13 protein-coding genes are annotated in these 18,094 nt (G+C 36.3%); 3 read left to right on the forward strand and 10 right to left on the reverse strand.

Features of this window, described 5'->3' with window-relative positions; translation table 11 throughout:
* Nucleotides 1-4 precede the first annotated feature (4 nt).
* From ACFOWA_RS17525 to ACFOWA_RS17535, 3 genes are all read right to left on the reverse strand, one after another.
* Complete coding sequence (locus ACFOWA_RS17525) at nucleotides 5-3,145, reverse strand: SusC/RagA family TonB-linked outer membrane protein (protein ID WP_378987604.1); 3,141 nt, start codon at nucleotides 3,143-3,145, stop codon at nucleotides 5-7.
* 252 nt (nucleotides 3,146-3,397) lie between these two features.
* On the reverse strand, nucleotides 3,398-6,316 hold the full coding sequence (locus ACFOWA_RS17530) for a ligand-binding sensor domain-containing protein (protein WP_378987607.1): 2,919 nt from the start codon (nucleotides 6,314-6,316) through the stop codon (nucleotides 3,398-3,400).
* A 75-nt stretch (nucleotides 6,317-6,391) separates the two neighbouring features.
* Complete coding sequence (locus tag ACFOWA_RS17535) at nucleotides 6,392-7,048, reverse strand: GDSL-type esterase/lipase family protein (RefSeq protein WP_378987610.1); 657 nt, start codon at nucleotides 7,046-7,048, stop codon at nucleotides 6,392-6,394.
* A 386-nt stretch (nucleotides 7,049-7,434) separates the two neighbouring features.
* On the opposite strand from ACFOWA_RS17535, the gene ACFOWA_RS17540 reads away from it, so the two are divergent.
* Nucleotides 7,435-7,647, forward strand: a complete 213-nt coding sequence (locus ACFOWA_RS17540) for a hypothetical protein (protein WP_378987613.1) — start codon at nucleotides 7,435-7,437, stop codon at nucleotides 7,645-7,647.
* Between the two features lie 209 nt (nucleotides 7,648-7,856).
* Here the strand turns inward: ACFOWA_RS17540 and ACFOWA_RS17545 are convergent, their stop codons facing one another.
* The 6 genes from ACFOWA_RS17545 to ACFOWA_RS17570 all read right to left on the reverse strand — a co-directional run bounded on the left by ACFOWA_RS17545 (nucleotide 7,857) and on the right by ACFOWA_RS17570 (nucleotide 12,345).
* On the reverse strand, nucleotides 7,857-8,603 hold the full coding sequence (locus ACFOWA_RS17545; RefSeq protein ID WP_378987616.1) for a LytR/AlgR family response regulator transcription factor: 747 nt from the start codon (nucleotides 8,601-8,603) through the stop codon (nucleotides 7,857-7,859).
* A 1-nt stretch (nucleotide 8,604) separates the two neighbouring features.
* Nucleotides 8,605-9,360, reverse strand: coding sequence for a hypothetical protein (locus ACFOWA_RS17550; protein WP_378987619.1), 756 nt, complete (start codon nucleotides 9,358-9,360; stop codon nucleotides 8,605-8,607).
* A 5-nt stretch (nucleotides 9,361-9,365) separates the two neighbouring features.
* Nucleotides 9,366-9,965, reverse strand: a complete 600-nt coding sequence (locus ACFOWA_RS17555) for a hypothetical protein (RefSeq protein ID WP_378987622.1) — start codon at nucleotides 9,963-9,965, stop codon at nucleotides 9,366-9,368.
* 13 nt (nucleotides 9,966-9,978) lie between these two features.
* The gene (locus ACFOWA_RS17560) at nucleotides 9,979-11,745 is read right to left on the reverse strand and encodes a thiol-activated cytolysin family protein (protein ID WP_378987625.1); all 1,767 of its coding nucleotides are present in this window, start codon (nucleotides 11,743-11,745) and stop codon (nucleotides 9,979-9,981) included.
* Nucleotides 11,746-11,949: 204 nt separating this feature from the next.
* Nucleotides 11,950-12,087 carry a hypothetical protein gene (locus ACFOWA_RS17565; protein ID WP_378987628.1) on the reverse strand — a complete coding sequence of 46 codons (138 nt, stop codon included), beginning with the start codon at nucleotides 12,085-12,087 and terminating at the stop codon, nucleotides 11,950-11,952.
* A 132-nt stretch (nucleotides 12,088-12,219) separates the two neighbouring features.
* The gene (locus tag ACFOWA_RS17570; RefSeq protein ID WP_378987631.1) at nucleotides 12,220-12,345 is read right to left on the reverse strand and encodes a hypothetical protein; all 126 of its coding nucleotides are present in this window, start codon (nucleotides 12,343-12,345) and stop codon (nucleotides 12,220-12,222) included.
* A 248-nt stretch (nucleotides 12,346-12,593) separates the two neighbouring features.
* Between ACFOWA_RS17570 and ACFOWA_RS17575 the strand changes: the two genes are divergently transcribed.
* Nucleotides 12,594-14,792 (forward strand): tetratricopeptide repeat-containing sensor histidine kinase, encoded by a 2,199-nt coding sequence (locus ACFOWA_RS17575; protein ID WP_378987634.1) that lies wholly within the window; start codon nucleotides 12,594-12,596, stop codon nucleotides 14,790-14,792.
* Nucleotides 14,793-15,992: 1,200 nt separating this feature from the next.
* Nucleotides 15,993-16,394, forward strand: coding sequence for a DoxX family membrane protein (locus ACFOWA_RS17580; protein ID WP_378987637.1), 402 nt, complete (start codon nucleotides 15,993-15,995; stop codon nucleotides 16,392-16,394).
* A gap of 383 nt (nucleotides 16,395-16,777) precedes the next feature.
* On the opposite strand, the gene ACFOWA_RS17585 is transcribed toward ACFOWA_RS17580, so the two are convergent.
* Nucleotides 16,778-18,022, reverse strand: a complete 1,245-nt coding sequence (locus tag ACFOWA_RS17585) for a serine hydrolase domain-containing protein (RefSeq protein ID WP_378987640.1) — start codon at nucleotides 18,020-18,022, stop codon at nucleotides 16,778-16,780.
* Nucleotides 18,023-18,094: the final 72 nt, after the last annotated feature.

Consider the following 18,094-nt stretch of genomic DNA (forward strand, 5'->3'; position numbering starts at 1 on the left):
TATTTTAAAAATTAGCATTTAAACCAAATACGAACGAACGAGCTTGTGGATATACTCCACGGTCTATACTAAATGCGTTACCGCTGTTATTCGAACCTAATTCTGGGTCGTAACCACTGTAACCTGTTATTGTAAATAAATTTTCAGATAATGCATACACCCTGAATTTTTTCAGTCCAAGTTTATCAGTAAGTGTTTTAGGGATAGTATAACCAATCTGGAATGTTCTCAACCTGAAATAATCTCCTTTTTCTAAATACAATGAAGAGAATTTAGTTAAGTTTTTGTTTGGATCTGCATCTGTTAATCTAGGCTGCGTAGTTGATGGATTTGAAGGCGTCCATCTATCTAATCTGGCAGTAGAATAATTTGCATTAGGAATATCTAATCTTCTAATTCCCTGGAAAATCATATTTCCTGCTACACCACTACCAAAGGCGATTAAGTCCCAGTTTTTATAAGTTAGGTTAATGGTTAAGCCGTAAGTAAAGTTTGGTAAACCGTTGCCAATAAAATCTCTATCGCTTTCATTAATAAGGTTATCACCATTTAAGTTGGCAAATTTAACATCACCTGGTTTTGCCAAAGGCTGTAAAGGTTGCCCGTTTGGACCAGTGTAAGCATTAATTTCTGCTTGTGATTGAAAAATTCCTTGATTTACATAACCGTAAAATTCGTTGTACGAATGACCGATTTGTGTACGCGTGATGTTTCCTAAAGTTTGGAAAGTTGCCTGGCTATCATCAATAAAATTAATACCCGGACTTAATTTATCAATCGTATTTTTAATGAATGAACCATTACCGCTAATGTTTAAACCAATCTGACCAACTTGTTTACGGTAAGAAAGTTCGAACTCTAAACCTTTGTTAGACATATCTGCAATGTTTGCAGCAGGGCTACCACTACCAATATAACCAGGAACAGGTGGGTTTTGAAGAATACCAACCGTTTTCTTTTTATAGATATCTGCCGTTAAAGAGAAATCTTTGAAGATGGTTGCATCGATACCAATATTTGTAGATCTGGTTTCTTCCCATTTCAAATCAGGGTTTGCAGATGCATTTGGACTGTACCCAATATTAACTACGTTTGCGTTACCAAAAGTGTAGTTTCTACCACTACCAACGGTTGGTACATAAGCGAAATCACCAATACCGTCGTTACCGGTAACACCGTAACTCGCTCTAATTTTTAAGAAGTTTACATAATCATTTTGAGGGAAGAAATCCTCTTTAGTTGGCACCCAACCAATTTGACCAGATGGGAAATAACCATATTTATTATTCGCACCAAACCTTGATGAACCATCTCGTCTGATTAATGCTGAGAACAAATATTTTTCATTATAATCATACGTTAAACGAGAAAATAAAGAGAAGATTTTGTGGTCTGTACCTTCACTACCATCAGATGTTCTGTTTGCAGCTACAGGTTTAAACCTCATCGAAGCCGAATAAAAATCGGTTGCAGGGACATCAAAGAATGTTGTACTTACACTGCGGCTAAATCCATCACTATATGAACCCTGACCAACCAATAAACTTAAATTATGGTTACCAAAAGATCTTGTATAAGATAAAGTGTTTTCAAGATTGTAAGTAATTACATAATTAATGTTTCTTGAAAATTGCGTTCTGGTGTTTGATGTTGAAGAGTTTAAATAGTAAATCGGGTTAAAACCATCACTACCATAAAAAGCTAGTTTAGAACCTAAAGTAGAACGGAAACGTAAACCTTTTATTGGCTCGGTTTCTAAAAATGCATTACCAACGATGTTATGGTCCCAACTGTAATTTCCAATCTGGCGTTTTATACTAGCTAAAGGATTGCTTATTTCTTGTGCAACACGTGTCGAAATTCCATAAGGGAAACCATTTGCATCCCTAAAAACCGGTTGATTACTATATGGAGGAGCATTAAATACTGCTGGGTCTGTAATTACAGCCGGCGTAAGCGGATCTAAATTGATAGCCGAACTTAACGGACCACCAAATTCGCTGTTTGTATTTCCAATACCATTTGTGATAGAGTGGCTATAACCTAAGTTTTCACCAATGGTTAACCATTTGTACAATTTGTGGGTAGAATTAATACGAATGTTTGCACGATTGTATTTTGAAACGTCTGTAGAAACGATACCATCAACTTTGAAATATCCGAAGGATAAGAAGAAAGTAGATTTCTCGCTACCGCCACTAATGCTTACTTCGTGGTTTTGACGAGGCGCACTATTGTTAAAAATTAATGATTGCCAATCTGTTCCTTCACCTAGCGAAGCTGCATTTGGATAAGGTAAGGTTGGCGTTGTACCCGTAAAATCATTTAAATAAGATTCGTTTCTTAATGTTGCATACTGCGTGGCGTTTAATAATTCTAATTTTTTAGCCGCACGAGCTACACCATAGTAACCATTGTACGTTAAATTTAAACTTCCAGCTTTACCTTTTTTGGTGGTTACTAAAATTACACCTGATGCTGCACGAGTACCATAAATTGCGGCCGAAGCACCATCTTTTAATACTTCGATTGATTCGATATCAGATTGGTTTAAATAACCAATTCCACCGTTATCTACCACAACACCATCAATTACCCAAAGCGGATCATTTTTACCGCCAAATGATGTGAAACCACGTAACCTTACCGTAGATGCAGAACCTGGCTGACCAGATTGTGCAGCAATGGTTAAACCCGAAGTTCTACCCTGCAAAGCTTGTTCTAATCGCGTAGTGGTTGGTTGGTTTTCTAAGTCGGCTGCCTTAACGCTCGAGATAGCGCCTGTTACCAAGCTTTTCTTTTGTGTACCATAACCAACAACTACAACCTCACTTAAATCTTTAGAATCTGTTGATAATGAAATGTTAATTTTCCCACTAGCTGGTATGGTAATGGTTTGCGATACCATACCAATCTGACTGATGGATAATTTTCCGCCTACTGGCGCCTGAATGGTAAATAATCCGTTAGGATCTGTAGATGCTGCTCGGGTTGTGCCCTCAACTTTTACAGTAACACCGGGAAGTGGAGTGCCATCTTTCTGGTCTGTTACCTTTCCTGTAACAGTAATATCCTGGGCAAATAGTGCCATCGGAAATGCCATGATACAGTAAATGAAGAATACGAATGTAAATCTTCTTCTCATAGAAAATAATTTTAAGTTAATATTTGGTTATCTAGAGTATGGTTTGGTTCCATAACTCACTTCAAATCTATGTATGTGATTTTGTTTGGTGCAATTTCGATATGCTACACAAACCCTACAAAGGCGAAAATCTACTGATTTAGCCCTACTTTTGGCACTACATACACACTACAAACCAAAATTTTACTACTGATAATCAGATACTTAAAATTTATCTGGAGAAATTAAGGCAATAGACAGATTATACTCGATTTAAGCCATTTTTCGGCGGGAAATATCAACTAGAAACTCATAAAGATTGGTTTCTGGCTTTAATTGTAGTTTCTTTCTTAACCTATATCGACCAACTTCTACCGCTTTTATGGTAACATTCATTAATTGTGCCATCTCTTTTGATGATAAATTCATGCACAGATACGCACAAAATTTTAAATCGTTTTGACTTAAATCGGGATATAGATCTTTTAGCTTATTAAAGAATTCGGTATTTACATGATTGAAGTGAACGCTTAAATGCTCCAACTCCTGGTCCTTCTTTTCTACATCTTTTATCAAACGAATTAAATGCCTAAAGCTTGGTGAGTTTTCGGTAATTGCATCATCATTGGTTTTAATTACTGATGAGATAACTTCTTTAATTTTAGCCAGCACTTTACCACGTTGCACCAAATGCATGGTCATGGTAGAGAGTTCTTTATTTTTATAATTTACATCAGCTTCCAATTTCTCGTTTTGTAACCGAACTATTTCCTTTTCCGATCTATCAAGTTCCAATTGATGAAGGTAACTCATTCTGTCTTGCTCTTTAATGTGCTTTTTCTTTTGCCAAATAATTAATAGCCTAATAAGCAGCACAAAAATAATCAGATAAAGAATTTTCATCCAAATGGCATTGTACCAGGCCGGCAAAATGGTGAACGTATAACTTACCACTTCCGATTCGTTGCCAATATCGGTTCTGCCCTTTACGTTAAAAGTGTATTTCCCGGCAGGTAAATTTGTGTAGTCCTTTTCGCTTTTATTGCTCCATGCCGACCATTCATCGTCAAAACCAACCAATTGGTAGCTAAATTTTGTATTCTTCTCATGTTCAAAAAGTGTTGAAGCAAATTCGAAATGCAGCGAGTTTAAAGCATTTTTATATTCTGGTATTTTAGCTAAATCTTGCTTTGCTGAAAGCACACCATTTTTTAAAAAGTAGCCACCAAACACTGTGCTGTCTTTTTGAGCCAGCAATTTAACACTACCAATTACTACTTTTGGCTTTGCAATATTTTCTACATACTTATCGTAATTGATGTGGTATGCCCCTTTATTTGCCCCGATAAAAACGTTTTCATTATCAAGTGTATAAATATTTTCAAAGCCCCCAACAACTTTCCCATCTAACTCGGGCAAATAAAATATGCTAAATGCGCTTGAACCTGAAGGTTTATGAAAATCGATGATACCAACTTTCTTGTTGCTCACAAACCATACATTGCCTTCGTTATCTTCTTTTAAATATTGAATAGAAATTTTGTTTAAGGCATTGCCAAACATCTTAAATCTCAAGAATCGATTTTGTTTTTGGTCGTACTCGTAAATCCCATCAATGGTTGCTATTACAACCCTATTTTTAATTCGATAAACATAATTGTACAATTTGAATGGCAAACCATTTATATCCGAGAAAAGTGTAGTTTTAATAACCCTGCTCCTATCGGCAGATAAATGGATTTTGTAAACCCCATGATAAGGATGCGAGGCCCAAATGTTATCATCATTATCAACCACAATGAACCGCAGCGTTTCTGAAATGCCTTTAATTTCGCCACCATTCTTAAATGCACCATTGGTATAGTTTATTTTTTGCAAACCCAAATAAGTACCAGCAAGAACATTTTTTGCAGGAAAAACATTTTCCAAAGGTTGAAACATCCAGGTTCCTGGTAAAGAATAAATAGGCGTTGCAACATTGTTGTTTATAATCGAAGCACCATCTTCATGAGCCATAATAAGCTGGTTGTTAATCTCATCTAATCCCCAAACCTGCCCCTTGGTGTTTTTCACCTCTTCAAAATTTACGGGAGATAAACTTAAATCAAGACTATTTGAATTTAGCTTCGAAGTGTATAATCCGTTAGAAGTAGCTACATAAATATTTTGATTGACTTTCCTAAAAGCGTAACTGGTAATTTGCTTATTTCTATCGGGAGATATACTTTTAATCGCACTATTTATGGCTACGTATGCAATTCCATCATCAAGCGCAAGCCACATGTTTTTATCATAATCTAATAAAATTCCCCGAACATTATTGTTCTGCAAACCCTCTCTATAATTGTATTTTTGTACCAATTCTCCATGTTTATTCATTAGATAAACCCCACCAGATGTGGTACCTACAGCATAAAGATTTTTATTAATCTGGTTGGCGAAAAAGATTCTGTCGTTAAAAAAAATATTATCGAGCTTGGTAACTAAAGGCAAAAGCTGATTATTATGAAGTAGGAAAAAACCCCTTTTTAAGGTAGAAACCAATAAGGTGTCGCCATTGTAAGTTGATATAGATGTGATGGATGATTGCTTTAAAACTTCATCGGTGCAAACTGGTTTCCAAAGCTCTTTATCGTAAACCAACAAGCCAGCATTTTTCGATTGCGCATAAATTTTATTATTTGCTTTCCCTAAAAACGACCACGATTCTGCAGGCTTGTAAGCTTTGATTACATCATCTTTATAATGCAGAACAAGGTTTACAGAACGAAAAAAAACTTCGTCGTTTATGATGGAAATATCCCAGATATCGGCAATCTTGCGCAAATTTTCTGGCACCAAACCCAGCAATGAATGATATTTTAAAATCCCATTATCATCAGGAAAAAAATAACCGATTTCATCTTGTGCACCAACATAAATTCTGTTTTTAGAATCAATGCCTAGCGAACGGACAGAAGTAAAATTTGGCAAGCGGTATAAATTCCAGAACCTTCCATTAAAAGTTAATAAGCCCTCATTGTTGCCAAAGTAAAGTATTCCGTTTTTATCTTGCTGAACATCCCAATTCTGTACACCACCATTATATTGCTCATTATTATAATTAACAACTTGCGGTATGCCAAGTAAATCTTGTGCGTAGGATGAAAATGAGGCAATAACAAAAACTAAAGCGAGCAGAAATTTTCTCATGGTAAGAAAAGGAGGATTTATACAAAAATAGCTATATAAATTTAATTCTCTAACCTTGCAAAAACGTTTTACGGTTTAATTTAGATAAGGTTTAACTGCCTTTTGCCAAATTGCATAACCTTCAGCATTCATGTGCAGCATATCGCCTACAAATAATTCTTTACGAGACTTACCATCTTTTGTTAGCATTTTAGGGAAAATATCTATGTATGATGTATTTGCTTCGCCTGATAAAAATTGCTTAATAAGCTCGTTGGATGCTACGGCTTTGTCTCTAAATTTATCGCGACTTGGACTAGGTTTAATTGAAATGTAAGCAATTGGGGTGTTTGGCAATTTAGTCCTGATGGCTTTATACAATACTTTGGTTCTATTCAAAACCGTATCTGCAGTTACATTATCATTTACAATGTCGTTTTCACCAACGTACAAAACAATTTGGCGTGGCTGATACGGAAAAACTACATCATTAAGGTAATAGGTTATATCATTAATTACAGCACCGCCAATGCCTCGGTTTAAAACATTATATTTTGCAAAAACCTGAGTTAAATCATCCCATTTCCTGATAGAAGAACTGCCAACAAACAACACCGGATTAACAGGTGGTTTAAACATTTGGTCGTACTTTTTAATGATTTGTACATCATCCCAAAATGGTGGTTTGGTTTGCGCTGATACAGAAAGTATACAGAAATAAAGTAAAGCAAATAGCAACAGGGATTTTTTCATTTTGGCTAGTTTTAACAAACATTGCTTATCAGAAATGTTTTCGCAAATAACCTATAAAATTCAGAATTCGCAATAAATTAAGCTATTACTTATGTTACATGCGGTGGTGACCCCTCAGGGGTTCGAACCTAGCCTAAAAAAAGCCCTTTAATCAATGCCTGGGCGGGTTTGTAATTTTAACTCACCGAATGACTCACCTTTAATCAATACGTTTTAGCTGCAAATGCTATAACTCAAATATATCTTTTTTTATTTAATGTTTTTTAAAAAAAAATTAACTGTTCTCTTAGATAGATTTGAATCGTTATTAGAATAAAACATTTTTATTTCTAGGAAATGATGTGTACATCGGCGGCCTTGGAAACAATGGCCTTAATAGTGCGATTATGGCAAAACACTGGAAAAACGGAATAGCTGTGACTTTATCCAGTGGCCCGGAAAGTGCTTTTGGACAATCTATAGCAATAACTGGCACCGACATTTACGAAGCTGGTTATAGGCTTGGAAATTCAAACGGAGAATCGAGCGTTGCGCAGTATTGGAAAAATGGCACCTCGGTCTCTTTAAACCAATGGATCTCAATCTGTATTACTGAATAAGATTATTGTCGTCAAAAAATAAGCATATTGAGTTTCGATATACTTATCCGAAACAAAAAACGAGTATGAAAAAGCCAAAACAAATATCATGCAAATAATTGTTGTAATCAGTTTTTAAGTTTTAATATGTTAGACTATTAATTGATATGGCAATTTAATTATTACGCCCCTTACAAGCCTTTACAGATTTCGAATGGAGAATTAAGTATTTATTGATCTTCAAATAATTTTTTTAGTAATAAATCCTTTTTAGATGGAGAAACTTCAATTTCATGTCCGTCGCTCAATGAAATGGTTCCACCATCTCCCTTCTTATATTTTAGTACAAATTCAAGATTTATAATCGCAGATCGATTTATACGCATGAAAAAGTTATCAACTAACACATTTTCGTATTCTTTTAAGGTTCTGGAAACAATTATTTTCCTACTATCTGACAGATAAAATATACTGTAATTGCTCATCGCCTCTACTCTGATAATTTCTGCTTTTCTGACAAGATAAATACCTTCAGCAGTTGGTAGCGCAATCCTATTGTGACTACTTATTGGCTCTGCAGGCTTAGTCTTCAATTTTATACGCTCAAAGGTTCGCTTAACCAATCGTTCTACAGCTGCTTGAAGTTCCTCTTCATCGACAGGCTTTAAGAGATAATCTAAGGCATTGATTCGTAAAGCATTTAAAGTATAAGAATTATAGGCGGTAACAAAAACGACTTCGAAATCAAAAGCACCCAACCTTTCCAAGAACTGAAAGCCATTAAGTAAAGGCATTTCTACATCTAAGAACAATACATCAAATTCTAAATGTTGAATTGCCTCAACTGCTATAACTGGATTATTTAAAATAGCGATAACCTCTAAATTCGGTTCAAAAGACATTAGCTTTTTTTGCAGTAAGGTACAAGCCCTTTCTTCATCATCTAACAATACTGCTCTCAACTTTTCTGAATTCATATTATAGCTTTTTTAGTAAAAATATCGTTTTCCAAATGGTTTCTCCGTTTATTTCTTCTGAAATTGAATTTGCTATCTGAAAACGTATTGATCCGCCCAGCTGAACAATACGAAATGGAATATTGTCCCATTCAAGATAATATATTTCGGAGTTTTGTACACGGTATTTTTTGGGTACGACCAAATAACGGTTGAAAAACATGCCTTTTCTGTAGTAATAGAGCCCATTTCTTTGGGAAATATTTATTTCGTCATCTAAGCTAAAATGGAAAGCAGAATCTTTTATTTCGACCTTTACGATCTTGTATTTTTGAGGTTGCGAATATGGAGATGGAGGAGGTGTTTCTTTTCCTGAAGTTTTTAAATCCAAAGTTTTTCGCTTCCATAACGCCGGACTTGTTCGCCATAAGAAGAAATCGTCAATAGAATAACCTGGAGTAACTCTAATACCTATGATGCCACCCAGGGTATAACTTGCCGCCACTTTGCAGTTCGAATCAAGATAAGCATAGTATACTGGAAGTGGCGGCCTGCCCGGTTTCTTCGGTTTACTAAACACCAGGCTTTCAAAATAGTATAGATTTTGCCCTTTCACACTGACTTTACGAACCGAGATCAATCTGCTATTAGTATCCCTTTCTGCTTGCATTATCATTTCCAAAATGCATGTAGGCAAACCACTAAGCTGCGCTTGAGACCTCAAACCAATGCCAAGCAGAGATAGTAAAATGCAGTATGCTACGCTTCTAGGTTCCATATTGATTATTTTACGATTACCCCTTTAGCATATACAGTGGTAACCAATGTACCAACTTTGTAACTACCTCCAACTTGCTTAGTAACCTTCCAGCTTTTGTCAAATGTGTAAACACTGCCCGAATGAGCAAAGGTCATAATATACTTACCATCCTTTTTACTTAATATGCCATAAAATAATTTTCCATCTGGAAACACCGCAATTGCATCTAAGTTTGTATAATCCATTTTTGCTTCTAAATCGCATCCATCAGGCTCGGGAGAATAAGCAATGAATGTAAATATATTGCCTGTACTGAACTTTCCACCCACGGTGCCCGTAACCTTAGCACTAAATGAGGTTACACTTCCCTGATTATCTTTCTTGATAAGTTGCATGGTGTAAATAGAGTTGGTATGCACAAATTTACATTTTAGTGTATTGCCATTAACATTTATGATTTCCGCAACATAAGGCCGGGACTTTTTATCCGTTTCGAATGCTCCCCAAATCATCATATTGGTTTGCAGAGCAGGTTTACCAATTGTAGTTTCACATTGGCCTTTTGCAACATTTTTTGCACCAGATACTATAAACAATGCAATAAGTAGGATTAAATTTCTCATAATTTTCTGTATTTTATTGTATTTTGATAACATAGTTCATAGTAAAAACTCTACTATTAAAGTTTACATCCACATCCTTACTAATAGATGAACCCTTGCCTCCATTCGAAAGCAACACATCTTTCAAAAAAACCTTATCATGCTGGAAACCTTTATTATCTAATCGGGAGTTGGTTTTACCCCCTATTTTAGTTTTATACATAGCAATGTATTTGGTCCAGATATCAAGAAATGCTCCATTCATTATATCTCCCTGTTTTATGGTAAATGTCCGGGTTCGATTTAATTTTGCCTGGCCTTTAAATACCCTGCCTTCTTCCCCTACTCCATCCCACCAGCATACAATTTCAGTAGATTCTCCGGTAACCGGCACAACGGTATTTCCATTTACACGGGCATCTGTCCATTGACTTAAGCCAAACTTAACCTCTTCCATTGGATTTGTGCTATTACGGATAGACAATAGATTAACGGTAACCTTATAATCTCTATTGGCATCGTTGGGTACACACTGCTTTGTAGGAAAAAAGTCCGTGGCGCTTTGAGATACAATGACCTCGTTGTTCATATTGCGAAACTGATACCGAATCGGCTTTGCATTTTTGAAGTTTGTTCCAACAAAATAGCTGTTTAGCTTACTCATTAAAGAGTTTTTATCCAGAGTAATAAAACCCTGATTACTTCCTCCAACAACATACATTTTTACGGTGGTTTCATCACTTGTTTCTTTTAAAAAGGTACTGATGTTTATATTTGCTTTTGCCCCATAACCACTATAACTAGCATCTAGTTTAATGCCCTGTTCCTGACTTTTGATTTTAGTTTCTATGGATACCAGAACCCTCTGACCATAAGTCACTGTACCCATCATCATTAAATTTGTTTTTGAAGCGTCTGCCACGTTTTTAAATAGCCCATCGCTTGGAGCTTCAGCATTTAGAGAATACATTTCCTGCGTAGCATCTATCATAAAATATCGACGTTCACTTTTCTCTTTGTTATTGAAATCAAAACTTGCGCTCACGCCATAGCCCGATGCTCCTGCACCTATTTTAAGGGCCATATCTGCTGCGCTATTGCATTCATATAGCATATGGGTATAACCGCTAATGGCATTTCCCGATGGCATTCTTGAATAAAGCTTGTTTACCGCATTCTTGATTTCGCTAGGCGTTGGATTTTCTACATCTTCATAAATATTTCCGCTAATTCCTGGAGCCGAACTGGTGATGCGGATTGGATTTCTGGCAGCTGTTTCGTTTTTAAATGAGCCACTAAAAAAATTATCAAAAGTGTAGATTGCCCCTGGATAAATATTTTGAGACTGTTGTTCATTGGTAGCATTCATGAAACTATTATCTTCCAGAGAAACCCTTAGTTGAGCACTTTCGCAAATCCACTCGTTGCTATTTTCCTGTTTTTTATTTCGTTCACTTCCCTTTATTACGCCCGGACTCTGCTTAAGTTGCAAAGCGTTGCTTGAATTGATTAGCATCCTTGTCGTTAGTTTGGTCCCATCGCTTAGTGTGATGGTTTTAGAAGGATTTGTAAAACGAGCCAAAAAACCAGAATTGATTGCTGTTTTACTAAACACCCGACTGGCATTTTGAATCTTTGGCCCAGTTTGAACGGTTTTTGGTAAACCAGGCTTTTTTCCCGTTTGTATAGGTACTTGTTTTACGCTACCAATTTTAATCTGAGCGTTAAGTGAATGATTGCCCAACACCAGAAGGCTGGTTAAAAGAAGATAGACGAGATAGAAGAATTTAAATGTTTTCATTGTCTTAGGTTTTAGTAAAAAATGTTCTGTAAAGATTGATTTGACCACAATTTACATACACTAAACATTGAAAAACAGACCAATGAGCAGGATAAGGGTTTGAATGAGTGAAAGGTTACATTTGAAGAGCGAGGCATTTAGCTGACCGTAGCCTATTCAAAGAAATAAAAATTATAGCATCAATTTAAAATTGATATTGCTGTATTAATCGTACATCTTAGGAAGAATTAATGTTGCTACGGTACCTGTACCAGTTTCAGCATTTTTCTGACAAATTTCAAAGCTTGCCTGAAAGTTTTGGTTTACCGAATTTAGAATCTCTCCTTTCGCGTATAGCTTCAAGACCTATGGATTTATTTTTAACAGCATAGAAAGCTTTAAGATTTGCACTTTCATCAAAACCAATTCCGTTGTATTCTACTATAATTATAATTTCAGATTCAGTTTCATTCAGTAAAATACTAATTGTTTTATTTATGAAGGAAGAATTTCTGATGCCATGGTGGATGGAACGACTTCATTCTGCTGCTCAGAGTTATTTTTCTTGTAGGCCATGATAATTGCAAATAGAAGCAATGGAATTAAAAGTAATTTTTTCATTATTTTCTGTTTTAGGTTGATCAAAAAATTAAGCACTATTGTGTTTGATGATGATGCTAAACTAAAATGTCTGATGTTCGCTTTTTTTACCAAATGATTGAAGAGGGAGGTTAACTGTGTAAAGCTGCACTTACAATGATCGAAGGCAGTAGGCTAAATGATTGATTTTTAAGCCTAAATAAATATCTTTATAACACTAAGGAGATGCTAAAATGATTCGATCTAACTTTTCAAAATATTTTTTGTTCTTGTTACTGTTCTGTTCTTTTGCAGGTGACCAAAGTGCCTTTGGACAAACCAATGTCATCGATTCTCTGACCAAAGAAATTGCGCTTTATATTCCTGATGATGAGCAAAAAGCCAGGATGTTATATGAATTGAGCACGAAATACTTATATAGCAATCCGAAAAAGGCTTTGAGTCTGCTCGATCAAATTTTAACCTTTGAAAATAAAATAAACAATACCGGTGTCGTTTCTAGCTCCTATCGTTTGAAGGGGATGGCCCTATACATTCTTTCGGATTTCCCAAAAGCACTTACCTCCATCCAAAAAGCTGCCCGAATGGATAGGTTAAATAATAATATGAATGGCTTATCGGGCGACCTTGCTACCATTGGTACAGTTTACCTGGCCCTGTCGAATTACCAGGAAGCCTTGAGTTATTACCTCCAGGCTGCCAAAATATTTGATAATTTGAAAGGAAGAGAGTCTGATGCCACCGGTGTATATGCCAATATTGGCCTCATTTACAGCGAACTGAAAGAGTATGATAAGGCATTGGAACACATGGAAAAAAGTTATATCATTTTTAGAAGGTTAAATAATTTTCAGGGTGCAGGCGCTTCTCTTGGAAATTTAGCCGTGATAAATGCAAAAAAAAATGACATTCAAAAAGCGTTATTTTATGGAAAAAAGGCTGTTTTACTGTGCGATTCTGTAGGCGACCAAGTGGGTGTAGCTCGGGAAAATGGAAATTTAAGTGAGTACTACATGAAAGCCGGCCAATACGATCTGGCTTTAAAGTCAGGAATAAAAGCTATTGAAATAAATAAAAGTCTCGGAAATACGAAAAGCCTAAGTTACAATATGAATAATGTAGCTGAGATATATTTTAGAAGAAATGAATTCGAAAAGGCAGCTTATTATGGTTTAATATCACTCGAAACTAGTCAGAAATTAAAGATACTGGAAGTTCAACGCGATGCCAGTGAAACGATGAGCCGGATTTATGAAAAACGGAAAATGCCCGACAGTTCCCTTTTGTATTACCGGCAATATGCTACACTGAAAGATAGCATCAGCAATGACCAGAAAACGAAGGAAATTATCCGAATGAATATTCAATATGATTTTGATAAAAAAGAAACGACCTACAAACAACATCAACTTTTATCGGATGAAAAGCTGAAACAACAGCAACTTCAGATCGCGTTAAATATTGCTGAAATTCAAAAGGGCATACAGCTCCGCGATCTACAAGCAATTCAGTTGCAGAATGAAAAACTGCAAACCCAGGAAAAGGAAAAAAAGCTGATCATTTCTACCAATAAAGAGAAACTGCAGCGGGGAAAGTTAAAAGCTTTATCGCAAGAGCAACAATTAAATAAATTACGAATGAATCAGTTTTGGCTTTATGGGATTTTGTTCATTGTAATCGTAATCTCCGTTTCCCTTTACCTGCTTAACTTGTATCGCATCCGCCAGTTGAAGTATAAGAACACGCTGCAACGCCAGGAATCGGAGCAACAATCAAGAGAGCTAACCTACCAGCATCAGCTCTCAGAAAGTAAGTTGAAAGCCATTCGTGCACAAATGAATCCACATTTTATTTTTAATGTGCTAAATTCGATTGAGTCATACATCATGGAAAACGATAAAAAAACAGCATCACGCCTAGTACAAAAGTTTGCTTCTTTAAGTCGCTTAATTCTTGAAAATTCAATTAAGAGTTTAGTAACAGCGGATAAAGAATGGAAAGCGTTAATCCTATACACCGAACTGCAGGCGCTGCGCTATAACAATACTTTTAAATATGAATTTATCCAGCCTGAAGACCTGCAACTTTCAAGCCTGCTCCTTCCGCCTATGCTCATTCAACCATTAATCGAGAATGCGATTTACCATGGATTGATTCCTTTGGAAAAATATGATAAGCAGTTATACATCCGAATGGAAAAAGCGCAAAACAGACTGAAAATCACGGTTGAAGATAATGGGATCGGGCTGAGCAAAAGCTCCCGAGCCAACAGGATGCATGGAATTAAAGAAAAATCTATTGGCATAGAGTCCATTCAGGAAAGAGTAGAAATGATAAATCTTCAGTACAAAACAAACGTTGCCGGATTTTCTGTGGCAGAAAATAAAGACCGCGATGGAACCATTGCCATAATCACGCTGCCTTTATTATTTGTTGCCGAAGAAGTAACTGAGTCGATTCAAGTTTAATGTTATTTATGAAATTGTGAAGCTATCCTAAATACAAAATATCATTCTAACCTTGTCTAAGGACTTGTAGAAACGATCTTTCAGTACATTTCGATGATTTTGTTGAACTTAGCCGAGGCTGAGCTCAACGTGATAATTTAAAGATGATGGTTTATGAAATATCCTCGTTTACCCTTCTCTTATCAAAATTGACTTGATATCGTCTAGCGTTCAGGGCTCCACAGTTACCATGGCGATTTCTGACTTACTCTGATCAAAATATACTGCCTGAACACCATATTTTGATCCGACGGGGGACATTTGATTGTCGAGAAAAAACAATGTTGCAGCGTCGACCGATCTATATTGAACAAGACCCTTTCCCCCATCTTTATATACAATGTAAAAAATTGGCTTTTATCCAGTTAAAGCCCAGTTTAAGCGGATAGCTTTTTTATCGTCCTGTTTTGCTGTTAGAGAGGCTATTGGGTTTTGATGATCCGCCTGACTAGCACTAATATTTAAGGGAAAACTTTTCAGGGAAGGTAAATTATATACATCAACTGTTGGAACAGTGTACTCATAGGCGTTGCCAGAGATAATGGTCGAGTCAGAAAACGATCTCGCCAATTTACCGATTTTCGCCAAGGACAACTAGGTGGTATCGCCCGTTAAGCGGCGCAAAATTTCTACTCCGGTAATTTCCTGATCAGGCGGATATCCGAACGTGAATGAAATGCTTTTTTTGGTTAGACTCAGCATTTTCGAGTTCCGAGAAAAATGCCCGACCACAAGGGCGCAAGGTTCTTTTGTGTATACAAAAGTACATCTTGCAAAACACCCGCGTGGTTAAAGGATTTCTTCAACTGAGATTAATGCAAGTGAGTAATAATGCAGTTAAGTCTGGGTCAAATCTTGTTTATAGCTTTAAAAAACGGTGATTTTATGATAAGATTATTTGACCCAGATATTTAGCATTTTGTCTCAAAAAACGAAAGTATTCCTATCCTACTGTATATCCTTTTTTCATCTGTAAGTTTACTTCGACCAATTACGGCAAAGAGAAAAACCATTTCACAAAACGAGCTTTTTACGCAAAAATCACTCTAAATATTTTAACTTATACTGTTACATCGGCTTTTGTCGTTCGATATGGTTGCTTTGTCTAAAATTTTTGTACAATTCTCTGCGTATCCGCATTTTTGCATCAAACCTTATTAAATGATCAATCAAAAGGATTTTATAGTTATCCTCATCCGCCTTTTTCTGGGTTACTTATTTTTTTCAGCTGGTCTTTGCAAGCTTACCCACGGCGAATTTGGTCAGATCATGGGGCCGCCATTACTTGAGGATGCTCTTGCCAAGTACGGCCTTGGCATATTTGCTTGGATAGTTGCGATTTCTCAAGTCGTATGCGGTACGTTATTGATGTCGCAAGGTTTTAGCACACTTGGCGCCGTAATGTTGTTGCCAATCTACATTTCTATTGTGGCCGTCACCATTTCGATGAATTGGACAGGAACACCATATGTAAATAGATTTTTTACAATGCTTAATATTGCTATTCTCATTTATGATTGGCACAAACTTAAAGTGCTTGTTAGTCCGGATTTACTAAACTAGTGCGCCAAACCGCGCTTGATGCTTATAGTCAGCATTGGGTTAACGTCATAGCAATGGTATTTGCCTTCATGGCATTATTCGTTGCCCGCTTCAGCCTTATGGCTACTAATATTTTTGCGCTTTTGTTTTTTATAACACTTTGCTGCAACTTTTTACAGCTAAAAGTTTTAACAAAATTGCACCTATCAATTATTACGCTAACGCTGCTAAACATGGCGCTAATTACGCTCTCAAAAAATTTAGGCCCCATTGCTCAAAAGTTGCTTTTATGGAACCCAATATTGGTTGCCGCCTTAGTTGTGATAAGTTTTATTTCGATTTGGCGAACGAGATTAGTAATGAAAAACTAAAGGCAGCTACAAAATTCTTAAAATATTTATTATTTACTTTCTATAAACAGTGTCTCGTACACCTCCTTTTGTACTAATCAGCAAGTTATTTCTTTGGCCTTTTGGTTGTACAAATTCATAGGTTCGGTCTGGCAGATCTTTCCTAAAAAACCTATTGTTGGATTCTGGAACAAGGACAACTTCACCTTTTTTGATCACGAGTTTATTTTCTTTCTTAATGAACTCAACATCCCCAAATTTACCAATATAATTTGTAAGCAATCTTGGATCAATTTTTTTTTCGATGTGCTTGTATGGAGTTTCAACTTGTTTGCCAAACATAATGCCTGCAAGGCCATAGGCAATCCAATGTGATTCGGATTCATTATTTGAAAGGACGGTGATGAATAAATCATCTTTTGGATAGTAGTCCATGGTTGTCATAACCCCAAAATATCCGCCGCTGTGCGTAAACATTTGATGCCCCTGGTTAAAGTATGGATTGATAAAAATACCATACCCGTACGTATCGAGAAATTTCCCGTCAGGATATGCTTTATTGTAATGAGTAAACATTTTTGTCTTTAAATTATCGGAGAGTAATTTGCCCCCATGAAGAGCCTTGTTAAATTTGAATAAATCTGAGGCCGTAGCGTACATACCATCAAGTCCGGTATTTACTTCCCAATTAATGTATGGGTTTTTGAGGAAATTAGCATCGGTTCTTAGGTAACTGCGGGCAAGTTTAACTATGATGCGCTCATTGCTATTTAATCCAGTATTTTTCATTCCGGCAGGTTCGAAAATATTGTTTTTCAAAAAATCCGATAAACTTGATCCGGAAACTTTCTCAATAATTTGGCCCAGCAAGTAATAACCAACATTACTGTACGCTAGGCCATTTCCAGGTTGAAATTGTAGTGGTAGGGATTTGATGTAATTTAGTACAGTATCCTTATTTAACTCTGTGCTACTAAGGTATAATTCCTCAAAATCTAATGGCAAACCAGCTGTATGGGTCAAGATCATATGTATGGAAATATTTTCTCCATGAGGATAACCCGGGAAAAATTTTGACAATCGATCTTGCAGGGTTAATGCCCCTTTATCAACCAGTTGAAGTACAGCAACAGCAGTAAATTGCTTTGAGATTGATGCTAGGCCGAACTTCGTGTCAGTAGTATTGGCAACGTTCCACTCCAAGTCTGCTTGTCCAAAGGCCCGATGCATTAGCACAGCATTGTTTTTTACGATTAACACATTACCGGAAAAGCGGTTGATTTTGTATTGGCCTTCCATGTAAGCGTTTAGCTTTTGAATAACGTTTGTTTGAGCAAACGATGTTGTTATTGACCCTAAAATTAGCTGGCA

Origin of the sequence: Pedobacter lithocola (genome assembly GCF_042650845.1) — a bacterium.
GTDB classification, from domain to species: domain Bacteria; phylum Bacteroidota; class Bacteroidia; order Sphingobacteriales; family Sphingobacteriaceae; genus Pedobacter; species Pedobacter lithocola.

Excerpts from the sequence above, each read along its gene's own strand:
- ACFOWA_RS17535 (WP_378987610.1), bottom strand. The coding sequence starts at position 7,048 with ATGAAAAAATCCCTGTTGCTATTTGCTTTACTTTATTTCTGTATACTT.
- ACFOWA_RS17545 (WP_378987616.1), bottom strand. The coding sequence starts at position 8,603 with ATGAATTCAGAAAAGTTGAGAGCAGTATTGTTAGATGATGAAGAAAGG.
- ACFOWA_RS17530 (WP_378987607.1), bottom strand. The coding sequence starts at position 6,316 with ATGAGAAAATTTCTGCTCGCTTTAGTTTTTGTTATTGCCTCATTTTCA.
- ACFOWA_RS17540 (WP_378987613.1), top strand. The coding sequence starts at position 7,435 with ATGGCAAAACACTGGAAAAACGGAATAGCTGTGACTTTATCCAGTGGC.
- ACFOWA_RS17525 (WP_378987604.1), bottom strand. The coding sequence starts at position 3,145 with ATGAGAAGAAGATTTACATTCGTATTCTTCATTTACTGTATCATGGCA.
- ACFOWA_RS17570 (WP_378987631.1), bottom strand. The coding sequence starts at position 12,345 with ATGAAAAAATTACTTTTAATTCCATTGCTTCTATTTGCAATTATCATG.
- ACFOWA_RS17580 (WP_378987637.1), top strand. The coding sequence starts at position 15,993 with ATGATCAATCAAAAGGATTTTATAGTTATCCTCATCCGCCTTTTTCTG.
- ACFOWA_RS17550 (WP_378987619.1), bottom strand. The coding sequence starts at position 9,360 with ATGGAACCTAGAAGCGTAGCATACTGCATTTTACTATCTCTGCTTGGC.
- ACFOWA_RS17555 (WP_378987622.1), bottom strand. The coding sequence starts at position 9,965 with ATGAGAAATTTAATCCTACTTATTGCATTGTTTATAGTATCTGGTGCA.
- ACFOWA_RS17585 (WP_378987640.1), bottom strand. The coding sequence starts at position 18,022 with ATGGAAGGCCAATACAAAATCAACCGCTTTTCCGGTAATGTGTTAATC.
- ACFOWA_RS17560 (WP_378987625.1), bottom strand. The coding sequence starts at position 11,745 with ATGAAAACATTTAAATTCTTCTATCTCGTCTATCTTCTTTTAACCAGC.